Source organism: Polynucleobacter sp. MG-5-Ahmo-C2 (assembly GCF_018687735.1).
Lineage (GTDB): Bacteria > Pseudomonadota > Gammaproteobacteria > Burkholderiales > Burkholderiaceae > Polynucleobacter.
The window spans coordinates 1,349,589-1,375,013 of the sequence record NZ_CP061304.1 but is presented as its reverse complement, the minus strand read 5'-3'; the positions used below and the strand labels follow the sequence as shown (position 1 = coordinate 1,375,013).

Below are 25,425 nucleotides of genomic sequence, written 5' to 3'. Positions count from 1 at the left end.
GTACTGCATTAAAGCAGAAGGGGTGAGATTAACTCACCCCGATGTCACTTAGTTTACTTTGATGCCTTTTTCCTTGAAGTACTTTAGAGCACCAGGATGATAAGCAACCGGTGTTGCATTGGCTTTTTGAGCTTCCAACTTGACGTTTCTGTATTCTGAATGTGAGCGAACCAACTCTAGTTGGTTGTCAAAAATTGCTTTCACAATCTTATAAGCTTCTGCATCTGACATAGAGGCATTGACAACTAATAGGTTTGCAACAGCAGCAACATTATTATCTTTGGTCATGCCGCTATAAGTCTGTTTGGTGATCAGGGATGGGAAATACAAATTGCCATATTTTTTATTCATGGCAGGCACCTCTGCAGCAGTATCAATCATGACGATTTTCATGCCTGGGCTATTAGCCAAATCAGTAACAGCTGCTGTAGGCAAGCCACCAACCCAGAAGAATGCATCAATCTTACGGTCTTTTACAGCATTGACAGACTCTGCAACACTCAAACGCTCACGTTTAACATCTTTGCTGGGATCAAGGCCTGCTGCCTCTAGTAGACGAAATGCCATCACTTCAGTTGCACTCCCTGGGGCACCTGTACTAACACGTTTGCCTTTGAGGTCGCTCATGGTCTTAATGCCTGTGGATTCAACCGTGGCAACGTGCATGAGGTTGGGATAAAGTATCAGCAGAGTGCGAACTTCAACCGGCTTTTCTTTAAACTTATCGACGCCAGTTTGAGCATCTTTTGCTGCATCAGCCATGGCAAAACCAACATAAGGTTTGCCAGTACCCACTAGCTTTAAATTGTCTACAGATCCGCCGGTAACTTCAGCGGTAGCGGACATCCCGGGAACTTTGCTAGAGAGAACAGCAGCAAGTCCGCCACCCATTGGGTAATAAACGCCACCAGTTCCACCAGTTGCAATAGAAATATTTTGTGCTTGGGCGCTTGCCCATAAAAAGCTGAGGGAAAGCAGAATCACTTTAAGTAGTTTCATGGTTATCTCCTAATGATTATGTAATCAGTTTAATTAAAGGCCTGGCATGCTGAAATTGATTGCTTTGAGCTCACTTAATAATTGCACCTGTTGATCTGCGCTCAATTGCATTAGTGGTGGGCGCACCCTTAACCACTCAGGATCTTTGCTGTAATGGGCTACTGCTGTTTTCATGCCAGCAATCATTTGGTACTTTGCAAAAATACCGCGTACTTGATCTAAACCTGCTTGGCGCTCATCCGCGTCGGACTCTCTCCAATGTGCGGCTAATTCAGCGATTGCTTTTGGATTGATGTTTGCGGTGGCAGAAATGCAGCCTACGCCACCAGCACGCAGTGCACGCATTAAGAATACTTCGCTACCAGCATAAACGCGGAAGCCAGAGGGCGCCAACATCTTAATGACGGATTCTGTATAAGCCCAATCTCCGGAGCTATCTTTCATACCCACAATCGTTTTTGGATACTCTTTAGCCAAGCGTTCTAGCAAGGAAAGACTTAGGTTGATTTTGGTTACTGGCGGAATGTTGTAGATATAGACCTGAAGAGCAGAGCTGCCAACCTTCTGAATTACCTCAGAAAAATAAGCAAACAAACCATCGTCAGTGACATCTTTGTAATAGAAAGGTGGCAGCATTAATACGCCAGCGCACTTATGGTTCACTGCGTGAGTAGTCATATTGACGGTGGCATGAATGGAGGTTGCACCAGTGCCAGGCATCATGTGCCCTGGATTTAATCCGCCCTCAATTAAGGCGGTCAAGGCATGCATTTTTTGTGGAGCAGACATGGAATTTGCTTCGGAGTTTGTGCCAAAGATCGCCTGACCTACGCCATTCGCTTCTAGCCATTTGCACTGCTTTAGTAATTTTTGTTCATCCGGTTCTCCGTCTGCTTTGAAGGGTGTTAGTACTGGTGATAACACTGCTGGCAAGGTGGAAGGATGTAAAGAAATGGTCATGCTGACTCCGTTTTAATGATGTACTTCAGAGAGAAGGGGTTGTTTTGCAAAGAAGGCTTCTAAATTATCTACGGCTAGATTGGTCATGGCTATCCGTGTTTCTGTGGTGGCGCTACCAATATGCGGCGTTAGCAAAACATTATCAAGATTTAGGAAGGCTGTGTTGGGGTTTGGTTCATTCTCGAAAACATCCAGGGCCGCGCCAGCAATCTTTTTATGTTGCAGTGCATCTAAAAGAGCATCTTCATGAACCACACTGCCACGGGCGATGTTGATTAAAAAGCCGGTGGGGCCCAATGCCTCTAAAACCGCTGCATTGACCATCCTGTCGGTATCTGGGGTGGCGGGGCAGGCCAAAAATAGAACATCGCAATTCTGGGCTAAATCTTTGACATCTCGATGGTAGATGTACGGTACTTGTTTTTGGCTTGGGCCACTATAGGCAATCTCGACCCTAAAAGGCTCTAGACGTTTTGCTAAATCTTGCCCAATACGACCCATGCCAGCAATGCCCACACGCTTTCCGGCTAGAGTAGTTGATAGCTTAAAGGGCGCCTTTGACCAAGCACCGCTCTTAACAAACTCCTGAGATTCTGGGATTTTGCGAAGTAGTCCAAGCATCATGCCAATAGCCAGTTCGCAGACTGCATCATTGAGAACGCCGGGAGTATTGGTGGCTTTGATGCCTTGCTCTTTAAGGTAGGCCAGAGGTAGGTTGTCATAGCCAACCCCGCAGGTGGCAACCATGCGGATACTGGGGATCTGCTTGACTAAGGCTTCAGGCAGCTTAGTGTTGGATCGAATCAAAATAGCCTCAAAGTTACCAGCTGGTGCTGGGGCTTGAGGATCTGGATGGAATGTGGGGCTAAAGCGTCGATTAATTTCCGACTGCATTAGTTCAGGGAAATGGCCTACCTGTAGCACCGAATTGACGGGGATCATGTCTCACTATATTTTTTATTGGAATAATGGCTTCATTGTATGTGGATTTTCAATGAAAAGTCTGCCCCTTTAGGAGAATATGTAATGTTGTTTACCCCTGCTGAAACCAAAGTAGTGATTGTCGGTGGCGGCACGATGGGTGCGGACGTTGCTGCGGTCTGCGCTCGAGGCGGCTGTGCGGTCCAGGTAGTCGAGCCCACTACAGAGCGCCGAGCCCTATTGCCGGATTATTTTGTCAATACTATGACTGAGCTTGCTTATGAAAGTCGCATTCACTTATTGAGCGTTGCAGGCTCCCTTGAAGAAGTGGACTGGTCTGATATTGATTTGGTAATTGAGTGCGTGCCGGAGCGTTTAGATATCAAGCGGGAGTTATTCGCAAAGCTAGAAAAATATGCAAAGCCTGAGGCGGTATTGGCAAGCAATAGCACCAGCTATCCCATTAGTGAAATTGCGGAAGGATTAAAAACTGCAGCACGCATGATCGGTCTGCATTTTTTTATGCCCGCTCATTTGGTGCCATGTGTAGAGGTAGTTTATGGAGCAAAGACTTCTCCAATGGTGGGCGATAGTTTGTCAAGATTGATGACTGCATGCGGGATGGTGCCGGTCACGGTGAAAAAAGATTTACCAGGATTTTTGGCAAATCGCTTGCAGCATGCTTTGTCTAGAGAAGCTTTTTCAATGGTCGACGAAGGTATTTGTAGTCTTGAAGATATTGATAAAGCAGTGCGTTTTGGTTTTGGCTTTCGCTATATTGCAGCGGGGCCAGCAATGCAACGGGACCATGCAGGGCTTGAGGTGCATGCTGCTGGAGGCACCAAAATCTATCCAAGCCTTAATAACTCACCCAATATTGCTAAGTGCTTGAGTGACCGTGTAGCCAGTGGTAAGTTCGGCATGAAAACAGGCGAAGGATTTTTTCCATGGACTGCAGAAACAATCAAGGCTGAGCGTGAGCGTTATCAAGAGGCGCTTCGTGCAGGATTGAAAATTATCCAAAAAGACTTGCCTCAGATCAAATAAATCTAATTTTTATGCCGTATCCTAGGGACATGAAGAAAATCATTCGTGTTTGGGATTTGCCAGTCCGTGTATTTCACTGGTTATTGGTGTTGTGCATCAGCGGAAGCTTAATTAGTGTGAATCTTGGCGGTAATGCAATTGAGTGGCATGCGTATTTTGGATATACCGTATTAACATTATTAATCTTCCGAATTATCTGGGGATTTATAGGCTCTACGCATGCACGCTTCGCATCCTTTTTGCCTAGTCGCGAAAAGATATTCAGTTACCTTCAAGGTAAAGCGCCACGCGTTTTAGGACACAACCCCTTAGGTGCGCTATCCGTATTTGCCTTAATGATTGTTTTAAGTGTGCAGGTCTTTACGGGATTATTTGTCGATGATGAGGTTGCCTTCCAAGGGCCATTAGCAAAATATGTATCGAACTCACTTGTTTCTATCCTCTCTGAGATTCACGAGAGCAATTCAGTTCTGATCTATACCTTCATTGCCATTCATATTGCTGCCATCATTTATTACCAGAAATTCAAAGGTGAAGATCTCATCAAGCCAATGATCAGTGGCGATAAAGAAATCGACCCAAGCGAGGAGGCAAGATATTTGCCTTCTGACCTGGGCCGCGCATCCAAAGATGGAGCTTTGCAACGGGGTTTAGCTTTAGTGCTCTTAAGCTTAATTGCGGTAGTAGTGGGTTACTTGATCACCAAGTAAGACCATTTCCAGCATTATTTTTTCTTGAAATCATCGTGACAACCTTTACATGTCGCACCTGCGGCACCAAAGGCTTTCTTAATGCTTTCCAGATCGCCTGATTGAGCGGCTTTATTTAAATCCACTACTGCCAATTGCATCTTCTCTGAGGCTGCTTTGAACTTGGCGTTATCTGACCAAACTTCAGCTTGTGCTTTGCCGCCTTCAGTGCCAGGACCAAATGCTTGCCATGGCAATGTTGAAAGGGTTGTAACGATAGCGGCATTCTTAGCCACTTCATCTTTGTTGTAGGGCGCCTCACCTTTTACCACTGCGCCAATTTTTCCGAAGGAGTTGGCCATCACGGTAAACGCGCTCTGACGATATTTAATGGCATCTTCAGGTTTTTGGAATTGCGCAAAAGCAAAACCTGCACTTATCGCGAGGACTGTTGCTGTAGTTGCTAAAACAATCTTTTGTAATTTCATATCAAACCTCTAATGATTGGTGAGTAAGGATTTCTTCATAATCAGACATTGCAGACATTGAATAATTAGCATACTCCAGAATGATGACTTTGGTTTGACCGCCAAATTAGAAGAGCATCTGCAATGGAATAGTTAGAAAGTAGATTACCGACTTAAAGAGGGCTATTAGGGGATCCATCCACAGACTGCCGATGATTCCGGTGAAAACTAGCGCGAGCACAATAAAAAAGCCCCAGGGCTCTAATTTGCCAAGCGCAATGGATTGGCGTGCTGGAAGTAGGCTAGAAAGTATGCGGCCGCCATCGAGAGGTGGAAGTGGGAAGAGGTTGAAAACCAATAATCCTAGATTCCAGAGAATGCCTGCTTGGGACATGGAGATTAAAAATCGTTCATTAATTCCGAAGCCCAGCAGCAAAATCAGCAATATCGCCCAAATGAGTGCTTGAATAAAATTGGATCCAGGGCCAGCTAGGGCGACCCAAATAGAGTCAATTCTGGGATTTCTTAATCGTCCGAAGTTGACCGGCACCGGCTTGGCATACCCCACTAAAAAAGGGGATCCAGTCAGGATCAACACCAAGGGAATCAGGATGGTCCCAACCGGGTCTATATGTTTGGCGGGGTTAAGACTCACTCTGCCCAGCATGTAAGCTGTGTTGTCCCCAAATTTCCGGGCGGCGTAACCATGGGCCGCTTCATGGATGGTGATGGCAAAAATGAGGGGAATCGCATTAATGGCGACGGCTTGGATAGAATAGTCAGTAATCATGGCAATATGATATCCATAGGAGCTAAAAGTGACTGACGATAAGAAACCTGACCCAAAAAACCCGGCAAAGCCTGTCCTTGCTAAGCCGCCAGCACGTCCACCAGTACCTAAAGGCCCATCCGGCCCAGCGGGAAGGCCTCAGGCAGGCTTTGGGGGCGGAAAAGGCATGATGCGCAAGGCTGGTCGCGGGCGATAGTGGATAATTACCCCACTAATTAATGTAATTACAGAGGATTTAGCATGAACGAATGGCATAACGAATCTAAAGAAGAAATCAATAAAAAGATCATTACTTTGGTTGTAATGTTGGCCGCAGCTACTAGCTTGGCTATTTTGTTTGCATTAGTTGCTGCTCATACTGGTTACGTATTCGGTTAACCAGTATTAATGTCTAGCCATCGCCAACCTGCAGTATTTGCTGGCCATGGCAGTCCGATGTACGCCATACAGCCCAACCGCTTTACAGCGGCATGGACTGCTCTCGGTAAATCCTTAAAGCGTCCAGACGCAATTTTGGTCATCTCAGCCCACTGGGTAACCCGAGGTGTATGGGTTACCGCTATGCCAAAACCAAAAACCATTCATGATTTTGGTGGCTTTCCGGAAGCGCTTTTTGCAATTCAGTATCCAGCACCCGGTAGTCCTGCTTTAGCAGATCGTATTCAAGAGTTGCTGAATGTTCCCATCGTGATGGAAGAAAACGAGTGGGGAATAGATCATGGAGCCTGGTCGGTCCTGAAATATATGTATCCCCATGCGGATGTGCCAGTGGTGCAATTGAGTCTAGATGGCTCCAAGTCAGCCCGTGAGCACTATGAGTTAGCCAAGCAATTGCGCCCTTTGCGCGATGAAAATATTCTGATTCTTTCTAGTGGCAACGTAGTTCACAACTTACGCACAATTCATTGGCAAGAAGATGCTGAGCCTTATTCCTGGGCAGAAGACTTTAATGATTTCTTTATTGCGCAGATGGCTGCTAATCAGCATGAACCTCTCATTGACTGGGAAAAGTTTGGTGAGGCTGCCCAGATGTCCATTCCTACGGCAGAACATTACTGGCCCGCTCTCTACACTTTAGCTTTACAAGAAGAGGGAGAGCATGCCAAAGTTTACACAAACGGCATTGAGATGAGTTCAATTAGCATGCTGGGTTTTTCAATTCAATAAATACTGATTATGTGGCCATCCATTTTTGCAATTTTCTGCGGTGCAGGTTTGGGTGCCCTCTTAAGAGCAGGGTTTAATTTCTTAACTGTAGGAAGCGCTTCAATCATTCCTTTGGGAACCTTGCTTTCCAATCTCGTTGGTGGGTACCTGATTGGTATTGCCATCACCTTTTTTGGAAATAATCCAAACCTCTCTCCTGAGTGGAAGCTTTTTGTGATTACCGGTTTCCTTGGGGGCTTAACCACTTTTTCTAGTTTTTCTGCTGAAGTGGTTAGCCTGATGCAGCGTGGCGAAGTTACTTGGGCCTTGGGCACAGCCTTACTTCACCTGATTGGCTCACTAACTCTAACCTTCTTGGGCATCCTGACTTATCAAGCTCTGAAGTAAGTAATCAGGCTAATTTACTCAGGCTTCATATTGGCCGTTCTAACAACAGCACTCCATTTTGCAGATTCAGATTTAATGAGCGCAGCAAATTCTGCGGGACTACCTCCGCCAATTTCATTTCCTTGAGAGAGCATGAGCTCGCGCAAAGCTGGATCTTTAAGTGCTTCATTCGCTGCGGCATTCAATCGATCAATAATCGCTTTAGGCGTTCCCTTGGGCGCAATCAATCCCTGCCAATTGAGAACCTCAACTTTAGGATAGCCTAGCTCTGCAAAACTGGGAACGTTTGGTAGTAGGGGTGAACGTTTTTTACTGGTAATCGCAAGAGGTCGAATTTTATCGGCCTTAATACTGGGTACTGCTGAGTACATTTGATCAAACATGAGGTCGACATTGCCAGCCATGAGATCGGTCAGCGCGGCAGAGCCGCTCTTGTAGGGCACATGAATCATGTTGATGCCAGCATTGAGTTCAAAGAGTTCGGCAGATAGTTGGTGGCTACCACCAATTCCTCCTGATGAGAACGTCAGTACACCAGGTTTCGCTTTTGCAGCTGCCACAATATCGTTAATCGTTTTATAGGGTGAGTTTGGGTTGACCACTAATACTAGAGGTCCTTTTTCAATCAAGATGATCGGGCTTAAATCAATTTCTGGGTCATAGCGCAAATTGCCGAACAATGTTTTATTGACTGCCATCGGTGCAAAGTTGCCCATCCCAATGGTGTAGCCATCCGGAGCAGCACGTGCAATAAATTCTGTGCCGATATTGCCGCCAGCACCAGGTTTGTTATCAACCACAATTGGTTGTTTGAGTAGCACACTCAGTTTTTGAGCAATCTGACGACTACGTGAGTCTGCGCTGCCGCCAGCACCATAAGGCACAATGAAATTAATTGGTTTATTTGGATAGGTGCTTTGTGAAAAGGCGATTGAGGAGAAAGTGGTGCTAAGACTAAATACACAAATAGAAAGTTTTTGAATGAATCGCATATCTTTTCTCCAATGCAGATTTAAATAAATCCTAAGACGCCAAGTGTCCCACCAATTGCGATGAGATAGAGAGGATGCCAGCGGGTGAACACTACTACAGCAATAGATGCTGCTGTTAATGCAAAAGCAGCTGCACTGTGATTAATGCGCTGAGAGATATCCCATGCGGAGCCTAATACCAATCCAACCGCTAATGCGCTGGCAGCAAATTGCACGGTTTTCTTGGTGATGGGATTGCGTAAGTTATTAATGTAGCCTTGCAAAAAGTAAATCATGATTGAGGAGGGCCAGCAGATCGCAATTGAAGCTACGATTGCTCCAATGACACCGCTGACGTGCCACCCAATTAAGGTGACTGTCATTAAGTTCGGTCCGGGCGCCGCTTGCGCAATCGCAAAGAAATCTGCAAAAGTTTGTGTATTTAGCCAATGTTCTTGATTGACTGAGAGCTCATAAAGCGCTGGCAAGAGAGCATTGATACCACCAAAAGCCAATGCTGAAAATGCGGAGAGCTTGAGAAATAAGCTAATCAGCGCACTCATGCTTGACTTGCCTTTTTCCAGGCTAGAAAAATGGCGAGGGGCGAGGCGATCAATACCACCCATCCCAAATTCAGTTGAAAGTAACCGGCTGCAACTACGGTAATCGCCACCACCAATAGCATCGGCGGAAAACTAAATTCATTGCGCATCATCTTCAATCCCGTGCCAGCAATTAAGCCAACGCCGACAGCTGAGATTCCGCGCAACATCCCTTGCACGGCTGGTAAATAGCTGTAGTGTTCATACAGCATGCCTAGCAATATTACGATTGCACTCGGGCATAACATGAGACCCAGCACCGATGAGAATGCTCCGGCCACTCCGGCGAAGCGGCTACCTACACAAACCGCAAGATTAACGATATTTGGTCCTGGAACAATTTGAGAGACACCGAGCATGGCATTAAATTCTTCTGCGCTAAGCCACTTTTCCTGCTCGACAATCGTACGACGTGCCCAAGGAAGAACGCCTCCAAAGCCAGATATACCAATCTTGCTAAACCCAATGAAGAGTTGCCTTGGAGTAAGTGTTTTCAAAATTACCGAGATTTACTAAGGCTGAAACGGGTGTGGTACTGGCTTTTGCTCTAGCCATGCTTCTAAAGTCTCTGTAATACCTTTAGAGAAGGCGGAAAAAATTGGTTCGGCAATGAAACCAAGGTGCGGGGTGACCAATAAGTTCGGCATATTGCGCAAGACATCTTTCTCAGGCAGTGGTTCGACATCAAATACATCGACGGCTGCTTGTCCTGGCCTTCCTGCGCCTAAGGCCTTTTGTAAGTCCGTCATATTGATGAGAGCTGAGCGTGAGGTGTTAACCAAAATAGCATCAGGACGCATAAGGGCTAATTGATCTGCGCTGATTAATCCTTTGGTTCCTGGGCCTGCAACCAGGTGCATAGTGACGACTTTAGAGGTTTTAAGCAACTCTTCGAGGCTAACGGATTTTGCATTCTCGGTAGCAGCGCGTTCCGGCGTCATTCGTGGACTCCAGGTAACTACTTCCATGCCAAACGCTGCACCCACACGAGCCACGCGACTACCAATGGCGCCCAGACCCATCACACCCAATCGCTCACCAGAGAGCATTGGAAGAACTGAGAGTTGATCCCGCCAACCGCCAGAGGCGATCAGTGTATTTTGTTCAATGAGGCGTTTTGAGGCGCCTAAAATCAGGGCCCAAGTGAGTTCTGCAGTGGTTTCTTTAGAGGGGCCACCCGGGGTGCAAGCCATCGGAATATTGCGCTGTACCAGGGCTGCTGCTTCAAGCGTGCCATTGCGCTCACCAGTAAACATCAAAAATTTGAGCTTGGGTAAGCGCGCAATCATTGCTTCATTAAAAGGCGAGCGATCGCGCACGATAGCAATAGCATCGGCATCTTTAACGGCTTCATACAAAGCCTCATCGCGCAAAGGATCGTGATGAATCGTTAACTTTGCATGCTTTTCTAACTTATCCCAGTTAGAAAAACGACGCAGCGCACGTTCGTAATCTCCAAGAATGACGATGTTTGGTAATGAAGCCATAGATAAATACTTTCTACTAAATTAGTCTGGAGTGCAAAGGCTCAGAATTTGTTTGAGGTCAGATGCTTGACCTAAGTTCCAGAGCGCAGCAATAAGCTGACGAGTTTTTTCTGCACCAATTACCGGTTCGGTAAGGCTGGTGAACTTTTGCTCTAAATGAGCATCTGTCATTGGGTTTTCGACTGAGCCAATCGCATTCTTTACGAAGATGTGCACTTCTTTACCATTCTTCAGGAATGCTTTGACATCAACGGAGGCCTCGCTGATCGATGTATCTGTGGTTGCGTTGACCTTAGCACGCAAGGCTACAACATCAGGGCGATTCACAATTTCGTCAGCGTACTCGCCTTCACCGGCTTGACCAAAGATCAAACCAACAGCACAACCATGATAGACACTGAACTTACCTTCGAGACCATCCTTAGGTGTTTTCTTGCCCGTCAACTCTAATACGAGGGGGTGGGCACGTAATTCAATACGCTCTACATCTTCAGCCTTGACGCCTTGTGCACGTAATTGAGCGCAGGCATCAATTGCGGGATGAATCACAATGCCGCAAGCAAAAGGTTTGTATGTATTTAAAGAAATCTCAAATGATTTACCTAGGGCGCGATCGATTTCTGACCAGTCACATTTGGTGGAGACGGTTTGCATATAACCGCGACCTGCCTCAAGTGCTTTTGGGCTTGCGGTAAAGCCATGCTTGGCTAAGAGTGCAGAGAGTTGGCCTGCACGTGCAGCACCACCCGGATGAAATGGCTTAGTCATAGTGCCGAATTGTTCGCGCATACCAACGGGTTGAGATGCTGCGATACCAAGCGCCATAGTTGTTTTTTGAACATCCAACCCTATGAGACGTGAGCATGCTGCTGCAGAACCCAACATACCAGTAGAGCCTGTAATGTGCCAACCACGGTGATAGTGATCTGGATACATGGCATTACCAACGCGGCACGCAACATCAATACCCAATATGAGTGAGTCAATTATTTGGCGCCCATTAGCATGGGTGTGTTCGCCTAAGGCTAGGATTGCAGATGCTACTGGGCCTGCAGGATGAATTACGGTCTTGAGGTGAGTGTCATCAAAGTCGAAAGTGTGTGAGCTGATGCCGTTAATCAGCGCGGCACCACCCATGTCAACCTTGTCCTTACGCCCCAGAATGCTGGCTTGCGGTGCGGGTTGAAATTCTCGAATGGCTGCTAATGAAGATTCCACGCTCTCATGGTTGGCAGCACCAATTGCACAGCCTAGCCAGTTTAAGAAAGTGCGGTGTGCTTCATGATCCACTTCAGGCGTCCATCCATGACTGGGATGAGATGTTACAAAATCCGCCAGAATTTGAGTAACGGGTGGCGCATTCAGATCAGCTGCAGCAGCAATAGCGTGAGACATAGGATTTCCTGTAAATAGTAAAAGCGGTTAGATTAATTGCGTCTGGATGGAATTAGTCAATTTCAATATGGCGATCTTTGGCAACTTTGGCCCAGCGCGCGATATCGTCTTTAATGTAGCTGGTAAATTGAGTTGGAGTCATTGGCATTAGTGTCATTGCCTCGCTCGTCATTTTTTCTGAGAAGTCAGGCAAGGCAAGCACTTGATTAAGCTCTGCATTTAATTTGCTCACGATTGCTGGTGGTAGGTTGGCAGGGCCAACTAAGCCGTACCATTGCTGACCATCAAAACCGCTATAGCCTAACTCTTTAAATGTCGGAATAGTCGGTGCTGCAGAACTTCGTTTGGCGCCCGTAATCGCTAGTCCGCGGACCCGATTAGTATTGATATATGGTAAGGCTGCAAATAGAGTGGGGAGCATGGCTTGAGTCTGACCAGCTAATAAATCAGTATATGCAGGACCTACACCACGGTATGGCACATGCACCATAAAAATTCCAGCAGCTAATTTCAATTGCTCCATGCCAAGATGGGTCAGGGTTCCAGGACCTGCGGAACCATAACTCAATTTTGCAGGATTCTTCTTTGCATACTCCACAAACTCTTTAAAGTTCTTAATGGGTAATTCTGGATTAATAATCAAGACATTTGGTGTTGCGCCGATCATGCCAATCGGTGTGAAGTCTTTGATGGCGTCGTAAGGAAGTTTGCGAACCGCAGGATTAGTGCCATGAGTGCCTACATAAGCAATCATTAGGGTATAACCATCGGCTGGCGCTTTAGCGATAGCTTGGGATGCAATGGTTCCACCGCCACCGCCCATATTTTCTACTACGACTGTTTGGCTAAGTGAGCGCGACAGCTTCTCTGCAACTGCTCTAGCAATATTGTCTAATCCACCACCAGCTGCGACAGGTGCAATCAACTTGATCGGCTTGACGGGGTATACCGAAGTGGTATTTTGCGCATGGGCGCTGATACTAATCGCTAAACCAAAAGTGGCGATAAGGCTGGATAAAAAAATCGGCATTGGCCGATTAATAGCTGTAGACATGTCTCAAGTCCGGTTTATTGTGATGTATCAATACAATCTAATGTAGTAAGTTTACTATTGATGACCAATCTATTTTGACTCAGGAGACCTTATGATTTTGGAGCATTGCGATCTAGAAATTGACCCATCTAAGCAGAAAGACTTCGAGGAGGCTATTGTGCGGGGGGTTGAGACCGTCATTTCCAAGGCGAAAGGGTTTCAGGGTTACAAGGTTAACCATAGCTTGGAGACGCCGGCTCGCTATCTATTGTTGATTTACTGGGACACCCTAGAGAACCATACGGTCGATTTTCGGGGTTCTGCAGCCTTCGCAGACTGGCGTGCCATTGTTGGACCCTTCTTCGTAAAGCCGCCCCATGTTGAGCATATGACTTTGGTTGCGAAGTCTGCTTAGTTGAAGCTATCAACCAGCCTTGAGCTTTTTTCTGATCGAGTGCTCGATTGGAATGGAGTCAAGGCTTGGTTCAAGGGCTTCGCGTTCATCAAACACAAAGCAACTGCCTTTGTAGTGTGCGGAACCAACTTCCTCAAAATATTTGAGAATGCCACCTTCTAATTGGTAGCTATGTTGCATACCAATCTCGCGCATGTAGAGGCCTGATTTTTCGCAGCGAATGCCGCCAGTGCAAAAGCTCACCAAAGTTTTATCTGCAAGCGCGTCTTTATGTGCGGTAATTGCCTGTGGAAATTCTGTGAACTTTTCAATATTAAAGTGCAGGGCATTCTCAAAGGTGCCATAGTCAACTTCAAAAGCATTGCGGGTATCGACCATGACCACTGGTCGACCTAAATCATCGGTACCGCGATCCAGCCACTCTTGTAACTTCTTGGGTGTAATGAAGTTTGCACGACCTTCTTCGGGACGAATAGCAGGGTGGTTCATGCGAATGATTTCATTTTTTAGCTTGATCAACATCTTCTTGAAAGGCTGTTCTTCTGACCAGCTTTCTTTTGCTTGGAGAGGTTTAAAGCGAGAGTCTTCACGCAACCAATCCAGAAAGCCACGCAATGCTGTCTCTTTGCCAGCCAGGAACATATTGATGCCCTCGCCAGTGAGCAAAATGGTGCCTTTTAGTTCTCGGGTATTGCATTCGTTCAGCATTTTGGCGCGTAAGTCTGGCAGCCCATCAAGGCTGACAAATAAATATGCGGCAATGTTCAAAATCGACTTCATTTTCTCTCTCTTCAAGCTCCCCTGCCATTATCGAGCAATTAGATCCTGGGGGTGGTAATCTTGAGGTCTTGTTCTAAGGAGACAACCCATGCTGTATCTAGCCAAAATGGCCAAAAGAGCCCTATTTCTAGTGCTATTCAGTTTGGGGGCGGGTAGCTTGGCAGTTGCCCAAACGGCTGGTGTGGGAACGTGGCCTAAGCAAAAACCGATTCGCTTGATTGCGGTATTTCCGCCTGGCGGTTCAGTGGATCAGGTTGCCCGTGTTTTGGCGCCAGCCTTGCAATCCGAATTAAAGCAAAACGTGATCGTCGAAAATATCGGCGGTGCTTCTGGTGTGATTGGTACCTCAGCATTAACAAGGGCTGATGCAGATGGTTATACCTTTGCAGTGGTATTTGATACGCACGGTGTTAATCCTAGTCTCAAAGACAAACTCCCCTACGATACGATTAAAGATATCGCGCCTGTGATTTTGGTAGGTACTTCACCAATGATTTTGGTGGCAAGCAAGAGCTCTGGTATTACCAGCTTTAAACAATTAGCAGAACAATCAAAGGCTGGCAAACCATTTAGTTACGGCTCGATTGGTATTGGAAGCCTGGGGCACTTATCCATGGCTCGCCTTGCTAAGCAAGCGGGCTTTGATTGGAATCACATTCCTTATCGCGGTGGCGGCCCCCTGATGCAAGATGCCTTGGGTGGTCAAGTGCAATTGGCTGTTGGTTCAGAGTTCTTAGTTAAGCCCCACATCGATAGTGGCGGAGTAATTCCTTTGGTTATCACGACAGCTAAAAGAACAGCAGCGTTGCCTAATGTACCGACAGTTTCTGAAAGCGGCTTCCCAGGCTTTAGCGCACCAGCTTGGTGGGCGGTGATCGCCCCAGGGAAAACTTCGCCTGCGCTTGTGGATGCTATGAATAAGGCTTTGAATAGAGTGCTAAAAACCTCTGCAGTTGCCGAGAAATTTAAATCCCAAGGAATTGAAATCGTTGGCGGTAGCCCTGAGACGGCCCGTGAATTTATTGGCAAACAAATTGGTATCTGGGGCAAGTTCGTAATCGAGAACAATATTAAAGAAACTGGTCAGTAGAGAGTAAATATGTCCGAACGTTTAATTCCGTATCAACCAATGGATCTGGCAGAGCCAGCCGAGTTAGTTGCCGCCATCCGCAAAAGACGTGGTGGCCAGTTCATTAATCTAGACCGGATGCTTTTGCATAGCGTGCCGATCGCAGAGGGCTGGAATCACTTTATTGGTGAGATTCGTAACAATCTGTCTTTAGACCCAAAGCTCCGTGAGCTGGCAATGTGCGGTGTAGCAGTATTGAATGGCGCAGAGTACGAGTTCTTTCATCATGCCCCTCCTTTTCAGAAAGCTGGTGGCACTGAGGAGCAGGTTCGGGGCCTTAGGTTGATTGGTCAGGCCGAATTTCCTAGAAATCTTTTTACTCAAGTAGAGAATGATGCTGTTGATTTAACCTTTCAGATGACTCGCAATATCAAGGTGGACTCTGAGTTGATGAAGCGCCTGCAAAAAGAATTGGGAAGCACCGATACTGTAGAGTTGGTAACAGTCATAGCTGCTTACAACATGGTCTCCCGTTTCTTGATTGCCTTGGACGTAAACCCTGAAGATCATCCGCCAGCCTAATTGAATCAAGCTGAATACATGATCCAGTGGGATGAGGGTGGTCAAATCCATTCGGCAAGATGGCATTCAGAAAATGGCATTGCGCCCCATAAAAAAATTCAGATTGCGGACGATACACTAACGGCTGACATTGCCTACCGCTTGGCCTGTGAAGGTACTGCCATGCTTTATAAGGGTGACTTTCAGAATGCTAGACAGCTTCTGCAGGCCTTGGTGAGGAGAGTTGATAAGCCTTCCAAGAAGTCCACTAGAGTGGATAGAGTTGCTAAAGAGAAAACGAAGACTCCTTTAGACACCTTCAATCTTCATCGCTTAGCGCAATCTCAGCGAGCACGCATTTTAGGGATGGTGCTGATCCCGATTAATGCAGACCATAGTATTTCATTAAGGCGCGCTCCGGATGTTGCAAGCGCCTGTCTTGAGGCTTATGGAGAGCAGACAGAGCCTTATGCCATTTCTTTGCGGGAGCTGCTTGGTGTTATTAGCGCCCATGAGTGGCGCAAGAAGGGCGTCCCGATTCTTGCAAGAGATGATGAAGAGATTCGCATTCATCCACACTATGGAGTGTTCTCTCCAATCCGCGGGGAATATATTGAATTGGTTCTGAAGGCGCCACTACCTGCTGCTATTCAGAAAAGCTCGATTGCTTTTGATATCGGCGTGGGTACCGGGGTGCTTTCGGTTGTATTGGCTATGCGAGAAATCACTAAGATTATTGCAACCGACCAAGATGATCGCGCCATTGCTTGTGCTAAAGAAAACATTGCTCGCTTGAACTTAAGTGACCGAATTACAATCCTCAAAACCAATCTATTCCCAACAGAAAAAGCAGCGCTGATTGTTTGTAATCCACCCTGGTTGCCAGCAAGGCCGAGTTCTTCACTTGAGCATGCTGTGTATGATCCAGAGAGCCAGATGCTAAAAGGCTTTTTAAGTAATTTAAAAGATCATTTATTACCTGGCGGTGAAGGCTGGCTCATTCTTTCGGATCTCGCTGAGCATTTGGGTTTACGTACTCGAGAAGAATTGCTTGCTTGGTTTGATGCTGCCGGCTTAAAAGTGATGGCTCGTTTCGATACTAAACCTCAGCATCAAAAGGCGTTTGATAAAACCGATGCACTTCATGCTGCCCGCTCAGCTGAGGTCACCTCACTTTGGCGTTTAGCTTCAAAATAGTCTAATACAAATACCCTTATAACCATCGCCCCCATAGGGATCATGGTTGTTAATCAAAAGCATCATCCTTAAAATGAATGCGAATAGTAGTCATTTACTACAAAAGTTTTCAGTAAATTCTTCTACATATAACCCAATCATCTTTGAAGGAAGAAGCTTGCTCTGTAGTTTGAGGCCCAGAAACTTACTACTCATTTCAGCTGTAAGCATTTCTCATTTCTTGGTTTTGCTTTGTTTGCTTTTCGGCACTGCCATTGGCGCTGGAGAGTCTACACTTGGAGTCCTATCTATCAATTTAACGAATGCCGGCAATGATCTATCAAGCCAGAGTAAATACCCTATTCAGGCCAACTCTCATGCGCCATCATCTACCGCCATTTCCAGTGTGACTCAATCTGCGAATGTGCCTGGAGTTGTTGGCGAGGAAGGCGCTCATTCCGCAGAAATTACCTCCCGGAATATTGTGCATGGCCCAAAGCCTCATTACCCGCTGGTTAGTAGGCACCTTAAGGAGCAGGGCCTAGTTGTCATCAAGCTCTGCATCAATCAACAGGGTACGGTTGATGATGTGGGCCTTGTTAAGAGCTCAGGCTTCCAGCATTTAGATCGTTCAGCCCTCAGGACCTTGGCGGAGTGGAGATTTACGCCAATACCGTCTGTCGTTGCTAGTTCAACTTTGCGGTGTTATCACACCCCGATTCAATTCACTCTTGAGAGTTAGTGATTGAGTGAGACAAATACCCTAGATGTGGAGTTACTAAAAAATCACTCCACGCATTCTCAACATTTTCCAAAGACTATTTCAAGCGAGGCCCTGTTGGGGCAAATGAAGCAGCTTGTGATTCTGCACGATGGTTATTTCTATCAATTACGCATCACTAAATTAGGAAAATTAATTCTCACTAAGTAAGCCTGAAATCAGTTACTAGCCAGCAAGAGCATTTTCATATGCATATAGCCAGCGATTTTATGTTGTTATCACTGGAGATAGTATATGAAGCATCAAGATATTTTTCGCTCGCGAAATAAAGTTGCATGGTTTTCATCCCTAGCATTGTTGTATGGAAGCTCATTTTCTGGCTTGCTAAAAGCGCAGCAGATTGAGTTACCCAGAATTGATATTGTTGGACGAGAGGAGAATGCGCTTAGTAGTATTCCCGGTACTGTTGATGTTATCAATCAGAAGCGGATGGAGGAGTTGCAACCACAGTCATTGCAAGATGTATTAAAAACCATTCCTGGCGTCAATATTCGCGGAGATGAAGGTGGCTTTGGTGCCATTCCCAATATTGGTATTCGCGGTCTAAATCCAAGTCGTAGCTCAAAAGTCCTATTGCTTGAAGATGGCGCTCCCATTCAGCCAAGTTTATTTATATCAAACGCCTCTTACTACAGTCCACCTGTGGAAAGAATCGGCGGTCTTGAGGTTTTGAAAGGTGCATCCGGACTTCAATATGGACCCTCTAATATTAGCGGTGTTATTAACTACCTCAGCAAAACACCTGCACAAGGCTTTAAGTTGACTGGCAAAGTAGGTAATTATGGCTATCGATTGGCTGAGATTGAGGCAGGGGGTAGATCGGATTCCAATGGTGCAATCGGTGGAATAAACCTGATTCAATCGGAATCCAGTGGATATCAGGGCAATGGTTTTAAGATGTACGACATCTTAATGAAGGGTGGTGTCGAGATTAATCAGAATCAGTGGTTGAGTCTCAAGTACACACATTACGACAACGATATCAACACTTCCTATGTTGGACTGCGCCCCAATCAGTTCAGCAATAGATCGACTGCTAATCCCGCGCCCAATGATCGCTTCGTCACCCAAAGAAATGCAGTGGATCTCAATCACTCAATTGAGATAAGCCCCGAAACCAAGATTAATACATTAATGTATTGGAGTAAGTTAACGCGAGATTATTGGAGACAGAGCATTGTCAATCGCACACAAGATGCTACGGTTTTTAATGCTTGTAATATGGGATCCAATTGTTTAGTTGGGCGTAATCGAGAGTTTCAAATGTTAGGCATTGATTCGCGAGTGACTCATGCCTATAGTGCTCTAGGGCTTCAGAATGAATCCGAGTTTGGCATTCGCTTGCATACAGAATCACAAATTAATCAACTGGTGAGCTCTAAAACATTGGCGTACTCTGGTCAACTCTCTTTGCATGAAGACAATAAAGCCAACTCAGTTGCAATGTATGGTCAAAATCGTTTTCTAATAAGCAAAGACTTTGCACTGATCCCCGGGGTGCGCGTTGAAAGTTATAACCAAACTCGATCTAACGTCATGACTGGTAAAGCGGGTGGTGCTAAAAATGTAGAAACTATTCCGCAGATCGGAGCTACGTGGCAATTAATACCCCAGGCTCAGGCCTATGGAAGTATTTACAAGGGCTTTGCTCCCGCTCAACTGGCGACTGCGATTAATGACAAAGGAGTAGATCAGCAATTAGAGCCGGAGCGTTCAACGAATATGGAATTGGGCCTACGAGGACGTTCTGGCGCCTTTTCCTATGACTCGGCAGTCTTTAGTATGAACTTTAGCAATCAAATTGTGAACCAAAGTTTGGCTGCTGGAATTTCCAAGGCGAACGGTGGCAAAAGCTTGCATCAAGGCGCTGAGTTGGCTTTGGCATATCAGTTAGGGCGTGGTTGGGGTCTCAATGGAAACGCTACCTATATACCAGTAGCAAAGTTTGTGGGAACAAACTCATTAGGACCAGATGGCAACCGCATTCCCTACACGCCTAAATTGACTTCTAACCTAGGCGTCGGCTACGAGAAGAATGGGTTCAATACTTTAGTTAGTCTTCATTATGTTTCCGCTCAGTATGCCGACTCAGCAAATACTGTTGAGCAAAATGCAATTGGAACTTTAGGTGAAGTGCCCTCCTTTGCAACGGTGAATTGGAGTGCAAATTATGCTGTCAATAAAGACTGGAAAGTATTTGGGGTAATTAATAATGTATTTGATAAGAGATATATTTCCAGTCGTAGCCCAGATGGTATTTTTGCTGGGGCACCACTCAACTTTCAAGCTGGCATGAGTTATCAATTTAATTGATACACACACTCATTTGATGAGAAGAAAAACGCCACCCTGGTGGGTGGCGTTGGACTGTTACACACTTCAAAATGGTGGAGTCGGCGGGAATCGAACCCGCGTCCGCAAATCCTCTACAACAAGTTCTACATACTTAGTCATATCATTTAATTTAATCAGTTAGGCACGGATTGACACGTTCCTTGCTGACGATTCACTAAGTTTTCGAATCATTCCCCGTGACATGAAATGATCTTATCTCTTGTATATGACCCTGATGTAGCTTGCGCTACCTGACCCAAGAGAGAATCAGTTCAGGGGCAACCGCAATTAAGCGGCTAGTGCGAAACGTTCGTCGTTTGCAGTTATTACATTCCCATTGATTTACGAGATAACGGGTCCTCGGTATGCCCTTGATGCTTTGTAATCCACGTCGAAACCATGTCGACCCCAGAGTTCATGCACAGGAGGCACCATTTTAAAGCCGCTAGCCTTAAATTGCCCAATATCTTTTAGAAGTGTTGTTATCCCCTATTGGGGAAGATGATTTGTAATAAATCGAGAGGGTTATTGATGATGTGATCAGCTCCCCAGGCCTCAGGGGGCTCTTTGCAACCACAATAGCCGTATGCAGCAGCTACGGTCAGCATGCCTGCAGCTTTACCTGCAATCACATCACGAATGTCGTCGCCTACATAAATTGATTTTGTAGGGTCGATATTGGCGATTCTGGCAGCATGCAAAATAGGTTCTGGATGCGGTTTTGCGTGTGGCGTTGTGTCACCAGAAACCGTTGAGACTGCTCTTTGACGCAAGCCCATTAAATCTGTGAGTGGATGGGTAAAACGTTCACTCTTGTTCGTAACAATCCCCCAAGGAAGATTTGCTTTCTCAATTTGCTCAAGTAAGTGATCCATGCCATCAAATAATTTACTGTGGACTAGAAGTGCTTTTTCATAGTTTGCAAAAAACTCATCACGTAGTGAAATGAAATCAGGATGGTCTGGAGCAATACCGAAGGCCCCTTCGAGAAGGCCGCGCGCGCCGGCAGACGCATAGGGGCGTAAAAATTCGTAAGGCTTGGGAGCGAGATTGCGAGCTTCCAGCAGTTGATTCGTGGCTGCAACTAGATCAGGTGCCGTATCCGCCAAGGTCCCATCAAGATCAAAAAATACCCCGTCATAGGGGCTTAGTGCCCCATTCATTTCCGAACGGCAATCATGTAGTTCACATCTACATCATCATTCAGGCTATATACCTGAGTTAGCGGGTTGTAACTAAGGCCCTTGATGCCAATCATTTCTAAGTCTGCAGCGCGAGTGAAGGCAAGGAGTTCTGAAGGCTTAATAAATTTGGCGTATTCGTGAGTGCCCTTGGGAAGAAGTTTGAGAATGTATTCAGCGCCAATAATGGCAAATAAGTAGGACTTTGGACTGCGATTCAAAGTGCTAAAAAAGAGTGTGCCGCCTGGCTTACAAAGTTTGGCGCAGGCCCGCACTACAGACGCAGGGTCTGGAACATGCTCAAGCATTTCCATGCAGGTCACTACGTCGTATTGTCCTGGCTGATCATCTGCTAGCGCCTCAGCTGAGATGGAGCGATAAGTGAGGTTAGCACCCACTTCCAATGCATGTAGCTCAGCGACCTTGAGTGCCTTTTCGGATAAATCAATACCAGTGGTATCTGCGCCTGATTGAGAGATTGATTCGGCAAGGATGCCGCCACCGCAACCAATATCGACAACTTTTTTACCCTCTAAGCTCACGAAGGACTTGATCCAACCAAGCCGAAGGGGGTTAATGGCATGCAAAGGCTTGAATTCGCTATGAGGATCCCACCAGCGATGGGCCAGGGCGCTAAATTTAGCGATTTCAGATTGGTCTACGTTCATATTGATTGGCCTGTGAGTGGGGCAAATTAAGGATGCTACGAATATAGCGGAAATAAAAAAGCCCGCAAGAAGCGGGCTTTTTTACAAGTAAAAAGAATTACTTAGCAGCTGTACCAACAACTTCGATGTCAGTACGGCGGTTCTTAGCGCGGCCTTCAGCAGTTGCATTGGATGCAACTGGATTGCTCTTGCCTTTTGATTCTGTGTAGATGCGGCTACCGTCAACACCTTTGCTTGTCAGATAAGTCTTAACTGACTGAGCACGACGCTGACCTAGGGCCATGTTGTATGCATCTGTACCAACGCTGTCAGTATTACCAACAGCGATGATGACTTCTAACTTGATCTTGCTCAAATCTTTAGCGATCTTGTCCAAAGTAGCTTTACCTTCTGGTTTCAAGTCAGATTTGTTGAAGTCATACAGTGTGTCAGCTTGCAAAGTGATTTTGCTTTGGCTAACGCCAGAAGCAGCACCAGCAGCAGCTGTCAAGGCACCGTCACAACCCTTAGCAGCAGTTGCAGGTGTCCAGCTGTTGTCACGCCAGCACAATGTGCCGTCGCCGTTTTTCCAGTTTAAGTGGCCATCGCCGTTTTGCCAGTTATCAGAAGCCATTGCTGCAGTTGCAGAAACAGTAATAACAGAAGCGAGCAACAGTTTTAGGGTTTTGTTCATTTTTAGTCCTCAAAAATCTCTTTTTAATTAAAGTCAAACTTAAATGTAATTCGCCCTACTTTGAAGCAAAAAACCGCAAAGCGACACATCTCAATTTCGTACAAACTGACAGAATCTTAGCATAGGGGTCACCTGTCATCAAAATGATATTATTTATAGATGGAACAAGCCGCTAAAGAAACACTACCAATATCCCTTGAAGACGAAATGCGGCGGTCCTATTTGGACTACGCTATGAGCGTCATCGTCGGCAGAGCCCTGCCAGACGTACGTGACGGCCTCAAACCGGTTCACCGCCGGGTCTTATTTGCGATGTATGAATTAAACAACGATTGGAACCGCGCTTACAAAAAATCTGCCCGTATAGTTGGCGATGTAATCGGTAAATACCATCCACATGGCGATTCTGCGGTGTATGACACCATTGTTCGAATGGCCCAGGATTTCTCTCTGCGCTATATGCTGGTTGACGGACAGGGTAACTTTGGCTCTGTGGACGGCGATAACGCTGCTGCGATGCGGTATACCGAGATTCGCCTCCGCAAGATTGCCCATGAGCTTTTGGCCGATTTGGACAAGGAAACGGTCGATTTTGGGCCAAATTACGACGGTAGCGAGAAAGAACCCCTGATTCTGCCTGCCAAAGTGCCGAATTTGCTAATTAATGGTAGCTCGGGCATCGCTGTGGGCATGGCCACCAATATCCCTCCCCATAACCTGGATGAGGTGGTTACAGCCTGTTTACACGTCTTGCACAACCCAGAATGCACGATTGACGAGCTGATTGAGATCATCCCAGCCCCCGATTTCCCGACTGCCGGCATCATTTACGGTGTTCAAGGGGTTCGCGAAGGCTATAGAACTGGTCGTGGTCGTGTAGTGATGCGAGCCAAGACCCACTTTGAAGATATCGATAAGGGTGCACGTCAGGCCATCATCGTTGATGAGTTGCCATACCAGGTAAATAAAAAGAACTTGCTCGAGCGTATTGCTGAGTTAGTAAATGAGAAAAAAGTTGAGGGTATTTCTGATTTGCGTGATGAATCAGATAAATCCGGTATGCGTGTTGTGATTGAGTTAAAGCGCGGTGAAGTGCCTGAAGTCGTTCTCAATAATTTATATAAGAGCACTCAATTACAAGATAACTTTGGCATGAACATGGTGGCATTAGTAGATAACCAACCACGCTTGCTCAACTTGAAGCAAATGCTGGAGTACTTCTTACAGCATCGCCGTGAAGTGGTGACGCGTCGTACCATTTTTGAACTGCGTAAAGCGCGTGAGCGTGGTCACGTCTTAGAAGGTCTCGCTGTTGCATTGGCAAACATTGATGAGTTCATTGCCATTATTAAAGCAGCCGCAAATCCAGTAGTTGCCAAGCAAGAGTTGATGGGTAAAGCATGGGATTCTTCGATGGTGCGTGAGATGTTGGCACGCGCCGAGACGGATACGCCAGGTGGTCGCAATGCCTATCGCCCTGAAGGGTTGTTGCCTGAGTACGGCATGCAGACTACGGGTTTGTATCGCCTCTCTGATAGCCAAGCGCAAGAAATTTTGCAGATGCGTCTGCAACGTTTGACAGGTCTTGAGCAAGACAAGATTGTTAATGAGTACAAAGAAGTGATGGCAGAGATTTCTGACTTGTTAGATTTGTTGTCAAAGCCAGAGCGTGTTACTCAAGTCATCGAAAGCGAACTTAAAGAAGTTCAAGCAGAGTTTGGTAAAGCCGGTGGTGATAGCGGTCGTCGTTCATTCATCGAAATGAATGCAACTGAACTCTTCACGGAAGATTTGATCACGCCGCAAGACATGGTGGTAACGCTTTCACACACTGGTTACATGAAGAGTCAGCCATTGAGTGAATACCGCGCACAAAAACGTGGTGGGCGTGGCAAGCAGGCTGCTGCTACCAAGGATGAGGATTGGATCGACACCTTATTCGTAGCCAATACGCATGACGCTATTCTTTGTTTCTCTGACCGTGGCCGCATGTATTGGCTGAAGGTATGGGAGGTTCCCCAGGGTAGCCGTACTTCACGCGGTAAACCCATCGTCAATATGTTCCCATTGATCGAAGGCGAAAAGATCACTGTGATTCTCCCAATTAAGGGTTATCAGGATGACCAATACGTCTTTATGGCAACTAGCTTGGGCACCGTGAAGAAGACCCGTTTGTCTGACTTCTCCAATCCTCGTAAAGCCGGCATTATTGCTGTCGACTTGAATGAGAATGACTTCTTGGTTGGCGCCGCGATTACTGATGGTCAGCATGATGTGATGTTGTTCTCTGACGCTGGTAAAGCAGTGCGTTTTGATGAGAACGATGTACGCCCAATGGGTCGTACTGCACGCGGTGTACGCGGCATGAACTTGGGTGAAGGTCACCAAGTGATTGCAATGTTGGTTGCTCCAGCTGAGGCTGCTGAGGGCGCTGAAGCTGCAGTAGTGGACGCCAATGGTGTTGCGATTCCAAATAGCGTATTAACTGCTACAGAAAATGGTTACGGTAAACGTACGCCTATTACAGAATACACACGTCATGGACGTGGCACTAAGGGCATGATTGCAATTCAGACGTCTGAGCGCAACGGTAAAGTAGTTGCTGCAGCCTTGGTGTCCCCAGAAGATCAAATCATGTTGATTACCACTGGCGGTGTCTTGGTGCGTACACGTGTTTCTGAAATTCGTGAGATGGGTCGTGCCACACAAGGCGTTACCTTGATTAACGTGGATGAAGGCACTCGTTTGTCTGGCTTGCAACGTATTGCTGAAAGCGATTCAGATGATGAAGGTGATGAGGCGGAAGAGGGTGAAATTTCTGCTGATCCATCAACTGATGCGGCAGGTGACGCTTAAGGCGTCATCATTAATT

The 25,425-nt window shown here is 46.3% G+C and carries 29 protein-coding genes and 1 other RNA gene; 14 read left to right on the top strand and 16 right to left on the bottom strand.

Annotated elements, in window-relative coordinates; translation table 11 throughout:
• Positions 1-48: 48 nt before the first annotated feature.
• Genes C2740_RS07100 through C2740_RS07090 form a run of 3 tightly spaced genes read right to left on the bottom strand, consistent with a single transcriptional unit; the run spans position 49 to position 2,853 of the window.
• Positions 49-999, bottom strand: coding sequence for a TAXI family TRAP transporter solute-binding subunit (locus C2740_RS07100; RefSeq protein WP_215292689.1), 951 nt, complete (start codon positions 997-999; stop codon positions 49-51).
• 33 nt (positions 1,000-1,032) lie between these two features.
• On the bottom strand, positions 1,033-1,959 hold the full coding sequence (locus C2740_RS07095; RefSeq protein ID WP_215292687.1) for a dihydrodipicolinate synthase family protein: 927 nt from the start codon (positions 1,957-1,959) through the stop codon (positions 1,033-1,035).
• Between the two features lie 12 nt (positions 1,960-1,971).
• A complete protein-coding gene (locus C2740_RS07090) occupies positions 1,972-2,853 on the bottom strand; it encodes a 2-hydroxyacid dehydrogenase (protein ID WP_251369618.1) in 882 nt (293 codons plus the stop codon).
• A 132-nt stretch (positions 2,854-2,985) separates the two neighbouring features.
• Between C2740_RS07090 and C2740_RS07085 the strand changes: the two genes are divergently transcribed.
• On the top strand, positions 2,986-3,927 hold the full coding sequence (locus tag C2740_RS07085) for a 3-hydroxyacyl-CoA dehydrogenase family protein (RefSeq protein ID WP_215292684.1): 942 nt from the start codon (positions 2,986-2,988) through the stop codon (positions 3,925-3,927).
• 29 nt (positions 3,928-3,956) lie between these two features.
• Positions 3,957-4,637 (top strand): cytochrome b/b6 domain-containing protein, encoded by a 681-nt coding sequence (locus tag C2740_RS07080; RefSeq protein ID WP_215292682.1) that lies wholly within the window; start codon positions 3,957-3,959, stop codon positions 4,635-4,637.
• Positions 4,638-4,651: 14 nt separating this feature from the next.
• On the opposite strand, the gene C2740_RS07075 is transcribed toward C2740_RS07080, so the two are convergent.
• Positions 4,652-5,104, bottom strand: coding sequence for a cytochrome c (locus C2740_RS07075; protein ID WP_215292680.1), 453 nt, complete (start codon positions 5,102-5,104; stop codon positions 4,652-4,654).
• 106 nt (positions 5,105-5,210) lie between these two features.
• Entirely contained in the window at positions 5,211-5,873 is a 663-nt protein-coding gene (locus C2740_RS07070; RefSeq protein WP_215292678.1) for a site-2 protease family protein, read from the bottom strand.
• Positions 5,874-5,901: 28 nt separating this feature from the next.
• Here C2740_RS07070 and C2740_RS07065 point away from each other — a divergent pair, with 28 nt between their 5' ends.
• From C2740_RS07065 to crcB, 4 genes are read left to right on the top strand one after another with little or no spacing between them, the layout of a single operon-like run.
• The gene (locus C2740_RS07065; protein WP_215292676.1) at positions 5,902-6,069 is read left to right on the top strand and encodes a hypothetical protein; all 168 of its coding nucleotides are present in this window, start codon (positions 5,902-5,904) and stop codon (positions 6,067-6,069) included.
• Positions 6,070-6,113: 44 nt separating this feature from the next.
• Positions 6,114-6,251: a hypothetical protein gene (locus tag C2740_RS07060; RefSeq protein ID WP_169709848.1), complete on the top strand. Its 138-nt coding sequence runs from the start codon at positions 6,114-6,116 to the stop codon at positions 6,249-6,251.
• Between the two features lie 9 nt (positions 6,252-6,260).
• Positions 6,261-7,040 carry a 4,5-DOPA dioxygenase extradiol gene (gene ygiD, locus C2740_RS07055; RefSeq protein ID WP_215292674.1) on the top strand — a complete coding sequence of 260 codons (780 nt, stop codon included), beginning with the start codon at positions 6,261-6,263 and terminating at the stop codon, positions 7,038-7,040.
• Positions 7,041-7,049: 9 nt separating this feature from the next.
• Positions 7,050-7,427: a fluoride efflux transporter CrcB gene (gene crcB / locus C2740_RS07050; protein ID WP_215292672.1), complete on the top strand. Its 378-nt coding sequence runs from the start codon at positions 7,050-7,052 to the stop codon at positions 7,425-7,427.
• 14 nt (positions 7,428-7,441) lie between these two features.
• On the opposite strand, the gene C2740_RS07045 is transcribed toward crcB, so the two are convergent.
• Genes C2740_RS07045 through C2740_RS07020 form a run of 6 tightly spaced genes read right to left on the bottom strand, consistent with a single transcriptional unit; the run spans position 7,442 to position 12,936 of the window.
• A complete protein-coding gene (locus tag C2740_RS07045) occupies positions 7,442-8,419 on the bottom strand; it encodes a tripartite tricarboxylate transporter substrate binding protein (protein ID WP_215292670.1) in 978 nt (325 codons plus the stop codon).
• Between the two features lie 20 nt (positions 8,420-8,439).
• Positions 8,440-8,961, bottom strand: coding sequence for a chromate transporter (locus tag C2740_RS07040; RefSeq protein ID WP_251369617.1), 522 nt, complete (start codon positions 8,959-8,961; stop codon positions 8,440-8,442).
• Entirely contained in the window at positions 8,958-9,497 is a 540-nt protein-coding gene (locus C2740_RS07035; protein ID WP_215292668.1) for a chromate transporter, read from the bottom strand. The genes C2740_RS07040 and C2740_RS07035 overlap by 4 nt, the downstream gene beginning before the upstream one ends.
• Positions 9,498-9,512: 15 nt before the next feature.
• Positions 9,513-10,487, bottom strand: coding sequence for a D-2-hydroxyacid dehydrogenase family protein (locus tag C2740_RS07030; protein WP_215292666.1), 975 nt, complete (start codon positions 10,485-10,487; stop codon positions 9,513-9,515).
• Positions 10,488-10,508: 21 nt separating this feature from the next.
• On the bottom strand, positions 10,509-11,882 hold the full coding sequence (locus tag C2740_RS07025) for an MmgE/PrpD family protein (RefSeq protein ID WP_215292665.1): 1,374 nt from the start codon (positions 11,880-11,882) through the stop codon (positions 10,509-10,511).
• A gap of 52 nt (positions 11,883-11,934) precedes the next feature.
• A complete protein-coding gene (locus C2740_RS07020) occupies positions 11,935-12,936 on the bottom strand; it encodes a tripartite tricarboxylate transporter substrate binding protein (protein WP_215292663.1) in 1,002 nt (333 codons plus the stop codon).
• A gap of 91 nt (positions 12,937-13,027) precedes the next feature.
• On the opposite strand from C2740_RS07020, the gene C2740_RS07015 reads away from it, so the two are divergent.
• The gene (locus tag C2740_RS07015) at positions 13,028-13,330 is read left to right on the top strand and encodes an antibiotic biosynthesis monooxygenase (RefSeq protein WP_215292661.1); all 303 of its coding nucleotides are present in this window, start codon (positions 13,028-13,030) and stop codon (positions 13,328-13,330) included.
• 9 nt (positions 13,331-13,339) lie between these two features.
• On the opposite strand, the gene C2740_RS07010 is transcribed toward C2740_RS07015, so the two are convergent.
• Positions 13,340-14,110, bottom strand: a complete 771-nt coding sequence (locus C2740_RS07010) for a sulfurtransferase (protein ID WP_215292659.1) — start codon at positions 14,108-14,110, stop codon at positions 13,340-13,342.
• Positions 14,111-14,198: 88 nt separating this feature from the next.
• On the opposite strand from C2740_RS07010, the gene C2740_RS07005 reads away from it, so the two are divergent.
• The 6 genes from C2740_RS07005 to C2740_RS06980 all read left to right on the top strand — a co-directional run bounded on the left by C2740_RS07005 (position 14,199) and on the right by C2740_RS06980 (position 20,010).
• Complete coding sequence (locus tag C2740_RS07005; protein WP_215292657.1) at positions 14,199-15,200, top strand: tripartite tricarboxylate transporter substrate binding protein; 1,002 nt, start codon at positions 14,199-14,201, stop codon at positions 15,198-15,200.
• 9 nt (positions 15,201-15,209) lie between these two features.
• On the top strand, positions 15,210-15,761 hold the full coding sequence (locus tag C2740_RS07000) for a carboxymuconolactone decarboxylase family protein (RefSeq protein ID WP_215292655.1): 552 nt from the start codon (positions 15,210-15,212) through the stop codon (positions 15,759-15,761).
• A gap of 18 nt (positions 15,762-15,779) precedes the next feature.
• Positions 15,780-16,937: a class I SAM-dependent methyltransferase gene (locus C2740_RS06995; protein WP_215292653.1), complete on the top strand. Its 1,158-nt coding sequence runs from the start codon at positions 15,780-15,782 to the stop codon at positions 16,935-16,937.
• 73 nt (positions 16,938-17,010) lie between these two features.
• Entirely contained in the window at positions 17,011-17,658 is a 648-nt protein-coding gene (locus tag C2740_RS06990) for an energy transducer TonB (RefSeq protein WP_215292651.1), read from the top strand.
• Between the two features lie 3 nt (positions 17,659-17,661).
• Positions 17,662-17,847 (top strand): hemin uptake protein HemP, encoded by a 186-nt coding sequence (gene hemP, locus C2740_RS09415; RefSeq protein ID WP_251369616.1) that lies wholly within the window; start codon positions 17,662-17,664, stop codon positions 17,845-17,847.
• Between the two features lie 84 nt (positions 17,848-17,931).
• A complete protein-coding gene (locus C2740_RS06980; protein ID WP_215292649.1) occupies positions 17,932-20,010 on the top strand; it encodes a TonB-dependent receptor domain-containing protein in 2,079 nt (692 codons plus the stop codon).
• Positions 20,011-20,082: 72 nt separating this feature from the next.
• Here the strand turns inward: C2740_RS06980 and ssrA are convergent.
• The 4 genes from ssrA to ompA all read right to left on the bottom strand — a co-directional run bounded on the left by ssrA (position 20,083) and on the right by ompA (position 22,553).
• Positions 20,083-20,441, bottom strand: a transfer-messenger RNA (tmRNA) gene (gene ssrA, locus C2740_RS06975).
• Between the two features lie 72 nt (positions 20,442-20,513).
• Positions 20,514-21,194 (bottom strand): HAD family hydrolase, encoded by a 681-nt coding sequence (locus tag C2740_RS06970; protein WP_215292647.1) that lies wholly within the window; start codon positions 21,192-21,194, stop codon positions 20,514-20,516.
• The gene (gene ubiG / locus C2740_RS06965; RefSeq protein WP_215292645.1) at positions 21,191-21,880 is read right to left on the bottom strand and encodes a bifunctional 2-polyprenyl-6-hydroxyphenol methylase/3-demethylubiquinol 3-O-methyltransferase UbiG; all 690 of its coding nucleotides are present in this window, start codon (positions 21,878-21,880) and stop codon (positions 21,191-21,193) included. The genes C2740_RS06970 and ubiG overlap by 4 nt, the downstream gene beginning before the upstream one ends.
• 97 nt (positions 21,881-21,977) lie before the next feature.
• Entirely contained in the window at positions 21,978-22,553 is a 576-nt protein-coding gene (ompA, locus tag C2740_RS06960) for an outer membrane protein OmpA (RefSeq protein WP_215292644.1), read from the bottom strand.
• 159 nt (positions 22,554-22,712) lie between these two features.
• On the opposite strand from ompA, the gene gyrA reads away from it, so the two are divergent.
• The gene (gene gyrA, locus C2740_RS06955) at positions 22,713-25,409 is read left to right on the top strand and encodes a DNA gyrase subunit A (RefSeq protein WP_215292642.1); all 2,697 of its coding nucleotides are present in this window, start codon (positions 22,713-22,715) and stop codon (positions 25,407-25,409) included.
• The last annotated feature ends 16 nt before the right edge of the window (positions 25,410-25,425 follow it).